The organism is Actinoplanes flavus, assembly GCF_017592555.1.
In the GTDB taxonomy this organism is placed as follows: domain Bacteria; phylum Actinomycetota; class Actinomycetes; order Mycobacteriales; family Micromonosporaceae; genus Actinoplanes; species Actinoplanes flavus.
Genome location: NZ_JAGFNS010000003.1, coordinates 1 through 3,635, shown reverse-complemented (window position 1 = coordinate 3,635; position 3,635 = coordinate 1). Strand labels below are relative to the sequence as shown.

General features: G+C 71.1%; 4 protein-coding genes. 1 reads left to right on the top strand and 3 read right to left on the bottom strand.

Annotated features, from left to right (window positions below):
• Window positions 1-477, bottom strand: a 477-nt coding sequence (locus J5X75_RS05370; RefSeq protein ID WP_208466175.1) for a hypothetical protein, incomplete at its 3' end; no start/stop codon positions are given.
• A 38-nt stretch (window positions 478-515) separates the two neighbouring features.
• Here J5X75_RS05370 and J5X75_RS05365 point away from each other — a divergent pair.
• Window positions 516-1,190, top strand: coding sequence for a hypothetical protein (locus J5X75_RS05365; protein WP_208466174.1), 675 nt, complete (start codon window positions 516-518; stop codon window positions 1,188-1,190).
• 14 nt (window positions 1,191-1,204) lie between these two features.
• On the opposite strand, the gene J5X75_RS05360 is transcribed toward J5X75_RS05365, so the two are convergent.
• Window positions 1,205-2,134 (bottom strand): diacylglycerol/lipid kinase family protein, encoded by a 930-nt coding sequence (locus J5X75_RS05360; RefSeq protein ID WP_208466173.1) that lies wholly within the window; start codon window positions 2,132-2,134, stop codon window positions 1,205-1,207.
• 23 nt (window positions 2,135-2,157) lie between these two features.
• Window positions 2,158-3,324 (bottom strand): cytochrome P450, encoded by a 1,167-nt coding sequence (locus J5X75_RS05355; RefSeq protein ID WP_208466172.1) that lies wholly within the window; start codon window positions 3,322-3,324, stop codon window positions 2,158-2,160.
• Window positions 3,325-3,635 lie beyond the last annotated feature (311 nt).

Below are 3,635 nucleotides of genomic sequence, written 5' to 3'. Positions count from 1 at the left end.
GTGGGGGGGGCGGGTGTGGGTCAGGGCCCCCGGGCGGGCGGGGCCCGGGCCGGTCGTCGTGCGGGGGGCGGCGGCCGCCACCCGCCCGGCATGGGCGCCGAGTTCGGCGAAGGCGCCGGTGACCGTGAGGAGCAGCTCGTGCAGCCGGGGGTCGGGAACGGATCCGGCGAACCGAGGGCGAGGCGCCGTGCCGGCTGGCTCCGTGGCCGGTGGAGCGGGCCGGCGCATGTCCTCGGCCCAGGCCGTCGCCTGGTTGGTGAGGGCGTTCCCGGCGGCGGCCAGCACGGCCGGCGCGACGGTCTCGGGAGAGAGCCGGCGGCGCCAGTCACGGTGGATCTCCACGGCGTCCACCCGCCCGGACTCGTCCACCCGCACCTCGACCGTGCCGGTCTCGTCCATGCCGATCGAGGCGCGGCGTTCACGGACAAGCGACTGGACCTCGCGTTGCAGGCGCCGTAGATCGTCCCATCCATCCATGGGTCCACCCCCGAATGACTCCCACGGCGGAAATTACCATGACCGGGCCAATTCGCATCGACATCCGTTGTCGATCTTTTGGCCGGGCCACGGTTCTGGTGATGTTCTGCTTCAATGTCCGGATGGAAAGGCGCTCCGGTTCGATCTTCCGAGGTCTGCCCCTCGCCATCATCGTGATTTCCGCTATTCCGTTGATCGTGATCTGTGGGGGGTTCGGCGTCTGGCTCGTCCTACCGGTGTTGCAGGGCGGCGAACGCTGGACCTCGGCCAACCAGACATGCCCGGTTCTGGACACCACGATCGCCGCCCGCCTGGGTGTCGTAGCGCAGGCGGACGAGCAGCCCACGAGCGGTGTCACCCGAAAGAGCCGTTGCAGCTACCGGGCGGCCGGCGACGATCTGGACGCCGCGGGCCTGCGAGTGGTGGTGACCACCCACCGGGCCGGGCGCTTGCAGAATGCCCATGAACAGGCGCTCGATGTGATCGAGAAGCAGGAGGTGTTCTTCACCCCGATAGGTGCGCAGCGCGAAGACCAGATATTCGGCGAGGAGACGGTCTCCGTGCAGACCGTTCTGATGGTCAGCGTGATCGACAACGCCTCAATCGAGATCGACTACCGATTCTCCACCGACCAGATCTCGGGTGAAGGTAAAACGGCTCTTCGTGATCCATTACAGTCCGTTACTGATCAGGCCGTCGCCAATCTTGGCTGATCAATTCCGGGGGATCAGAGATCGGGGGAATCCGGCGGCGCCATGATGCGCAGCGCGTTCGGGTCGACCGCCACCCGCAGCGGCGTCTTCCCGCACGGCTCCCCGTCCACCTCCACCTGCGCCGGCCGGTCGGTTTCCAGCCACAGCTCGCCCACCGCCAGGAACGGCTGTTCCCGCAGGGTCCGCCGGTGCCCGGTCAGCGCGTTGCGCGCCGTCTCCCGCAGCAGGTCGAGCTTGCCCGGCCCGCCGACCGGATAGGCGACCAGCAGGCGGTCGTCGGCGTGGGCGTCGGCGGTGATGGGGCGCCCGGCGTGGAAGCCGCCGTTCGCGACGTACACCTGATGGGTCTTGAAAATGATCTCGCGGCCGTCGGCGCGGACCGTGGCCCGCAACGGGCGATGGCTGGTGAGCAGGCCGAGTGCCGTGATCGGGTAGGCGATCCGGCCGATCATCCGTTTCAGTCGGCTGGGCACGTTGATCATGATCTCGGCGGACAGGCCGACGCCGACGTGGTTGGTGAACGGCATGTCGCCGGCGATGCCCAGATCCACGTCGATGACCTTGCCGTCGACGAGCGTGGCGATCGCCTGGTCCAGGCCCGGCTCGATCCGGACCGTACGCGCGAAGTTGTTCGTCGTCCCCAACGGCAGCAGGCCGAGCGCCACATCCCGGTGCGCCAGCATCCGGCCGGCCGTGCTGATGGTGCCGTCCCCGCCGCCCGCCACCAGCAGATCCGGCTGGTGCGCGAGCGCCGCGGCCAGCGAGTTCTCCAGTTCGCCGGGACGGTCCACGGCGTACGCCCCGAGCAACTCGAAGCCGGCGGCCAGCAGGCGGGCGTGCGCGTCGGCGTACAGTTGCCGGCCACGACGCGACCGGGCGTTGACCACGAGGGCCGCCCGCCGCTCGCGCCGGATGTCCTCGGTGAGCTGCTGCTTCGTCCGCACCGGCCGACCCTACCGGTAGGAGATCACGAGCGGCTCACATGGACGGCCGCGTATCCGCGCAGCACGAACGTCCGCGGCGGCTCCGGCGGCGCGGCCAGGCGCAGCCCCGGCGCGTGGTCGAGCAGGGCGGCGAGCGCGGCCCGCAACTCGATCCGGGCGAGCGGCGCGCCGAGACAGAAGTGCAGCCCGGCGCCGAACGTCATGTGCGGGTTGGGGTCGCGGCCGGCGTCGAACCGGTCCGGCTCGGCGAACACCGCCGGATCCCGGTTGGCCGCCCCGAGCAGCGCCGCCACCTCGGCCCCCGCCGGCACGGTCACCCCGCAGATCTCCACGTCGGCCGCCGCGGTCCGGACGAACAGCTGCGACGGCGAGTCGTACCGCAGCATCTCCTCCACGGCGTACGGGATCAGCGCCCGATCCGCCCGTACCCGCGCCAGCTCCCCCGGATTCGCCAGCAGCGCCACCACACCGTTGCCCAACCCGTTGACGGACGCCTCGTGCCCGGCGTTGAGCAGCAGGATCGCCGACGCCACCAGTTCCTCCCCGGTCAGCCGGTCCGACCCGTCCCGGATCGCCACCAGGTGACTGACCAGGTCGTCGGTGGGATCGGCGGCGCGTACCCGGGCCAGATGCTCCAGATAGCCGGCGAACTCCCGGCAGGCCTCCAGCGCGCCGGCCTCCACCTGCGGGGTGCGGCTGACCTCGTACATCCGCACCATCGCCGCCGACCACGGCCGCAACCGATGCCGGTCAGCGGCCGGAACCCCGAGCAGCGCGGCGATCACACTCACCGCGAGCGGCTCCGCGAAGTCCGCCAGCAGGTCGAACTCCCGCCCCACCACCCCGAGCAGCCGCCGCGCCTCCCCGGCGACCGCCGGCCCGAGGCGCTCCACATGCCCCCGCGCGAACGCCTTCGCCACCAGCGACCGCAGCCGCGTGTGCACGGGCGGCTCGTTCTCCATCATCTGGTTGCGGTGCAGCGTGTTGAACGGCTCGAACACCCCCGCCGGCTCCAGATCCACCCAGAACCGCCCCAGCCGCCGATCCCGCAACACCGCACCCACGGCCGCGTGCCCGGCCGCCAGCCACCGCCCGTTCCGCTGCCGCCCGATCGGCGCCGCCGCCCGAAGCCGGGCCAGCACCGGATACGGATCAGTCACGAACGCCGGATCCTCGAAGTCGACCTCCATCCGGCCACGCTATTAGACCCATTCCTTTCCGGTACGCACGTGCCCGCCCCCGAAAGCGGCGGCCGTCCCGTCCGCTCCAGGCGACCTCACCGCAACTCCATCCCGTGCCGCCCGCGCCGGGCGGTGCTGCCCACTCACCCTCCCGAACGCCACCGAACCGGTTCCAGCCCTAGTTCCGCCGCCGCCCGTTACCTTTTTGATCGTCCCCACCGGGGACTGCTCGGTCGCTCGGTCCGGTATGACTTATCGCCCCTGTCGTACGCATGATCCGGGGGGTGTTGTCGCCGGGCCGGGTGGCGTCGGCGGACCGC

What these genes read in the sequence shown, in the direction of transcription:
- J5X75_RS05365 (WP_208466174.1), top strand. Translation starts at nt 516, where the DNA reads ATGACCGGGCCAATTCGCATCGACATCCGTTGTCGATCTTTTGGCCGG.
- J5X75_RS05355 (WP_208466172.1), bottom strand. Translation starts at nt 3,324, where the DNA reads ATGGAGGTCGACTTCGAGGATCCGGCGTTCGTGACTGATCCGTATCCG.